Raw genomic sequence first — 1,366 nt, 5'->3', positions numbered from 1 at the left:
GGTTGGCTGACGCCTCGGCCAGCAGGCTGTTGAAACGGCCGCTCAGTTCCTCCAGGGCACGGTCGATGTCCGCCAGGCTCATGCGCTCCCCCAGAACCGGGGCCAGCTCCCACTCCATGGCGGCGGCGAGCTGCCGGGCCAGGGTGTCCCGGTCCAGCATGACGGCGTTGACAGCGGCCAGGATGGCCTGCTGGAGCGGTTCCTCGTCGAGGGTGGGAGACTGGGTGCAGAACTTCTTCCCATAGTCCAGGCGGCTGACACACCGCCACACGGGGCGCTTGATTCCGCGCTGGGTCCACACGCACCGCCGGTAGGCCGTCCCGCACTCCCCGCAGAACAGCAGTTTGCTGAGGACATGCTTGCCGCTGTACTTGCCCCGGCCGGTGGGGGTGCTCTTTCGCGTGGCGCCCGCCTTGGCGTTCCGCCTGGCCATCTCCAGCTGGACGGCGTCGAAGGTCTCCCGGCTGACGATGCCCTCATGGTGGTTTTGAATCAGGTATTTGGGGAGCTGGCCGGTGTTTGGAATGACCTTCTTGCTGATGCAGTCCTGGATAAAGGTCTTCTGGAGCAGGACGTCCCCACAGTATTTCTCGTTGGCCAGGATGCTCCGAATATGGGATGCCATCCACTTTGTTTTTCCGGAGACCGTGGGGATTTCCCGGCCTTCCAGGGCCGCCTTGATCTCCCGGATGCTGTCCCCGGCCAGGTAGCGGTCGTAGATGAAGCGGACCACCTCCGCCTGCTCCGGAACAATCCTGGGCTTGCCGTCCGGGCCCTTCTCATAGCCCAGGAGCTGCTTGTACTGCATGGTGACATGGCCAGATTTCATGGCCTGGCGCTTGCCCCAGCGCACCCGGCTGCTGGTGCTCTCGCTCTCGGCCTGGGCGAAGGCCCCGTGCAGGGTGATCAGGAACTCGCTCTCCGGGTAGATGGAGTTGATGTTCTGTTCCTCGAAGATGACTGGGATGCCCAGGCCCCGCAGTTCCCGGGTGAAGTTGAGGGTGTCCACGGTGTTGCGGGCGAAGCGGGAGACAGATTTGGCCAGGATCATGTCAATCTTCCCCTGCCTGCACTGGCGAATCATCCGCAGGAACTCCTTCCGCTTGCAGGTGGAGGTGCCGGTGATACCCTCGTCTGCGAATACCCCGGCCATGGTCCAGCCCGGTTCCTTCATGATCTTCTCGGTGTAGTAGGTCAGCTGGTTTTCATAGCTGGAGAGCTGCTCCTCGCTGTCCGTGGACACCCGGCAGTAGGCCGCCACCCGCAGGTGGCGCCTCTTCTCCTGTTCCTGGGGAGTTTCCACTTTGGCCGGAATGACGATGACGTTGGGCGCGGTATCGTTCATGTGTAATTTCCTCCTTCCAAG

At 62.8% G+C, this 1,366-nt stretch carries 1 protein-coding gene; it reads right to left on the bottom strand.

Annotated features, from left to right (window positions below; all coding sequences use genetic code 11):
• Positions 1-1,345 (bottom strand): recombinase family protein (locus HMPREF0372_RS16830; RefSeq protein WP_230979321.1); only part of this gene is annotated, 1,345 nt, incomplete at its 3' end.
• Positions 1,346-1,366: the final 21 nt, after the last annotated feature.

The organism is Flavonifractor plautii ATCC 29863 (assembly GCF_000239295.1).
Taxonomy (GTDB): Bacteria; Bacillota; Clostridia; order Oscillospirales; family Oscillospiraceae; genus Flavonifractor; species Flavonifractor plautii.
The sequence above is the reverse complement of the archived record's forward strand: the minus strand, read 5'-3'. Positions and strand labels throughout refer to the sequence as shown.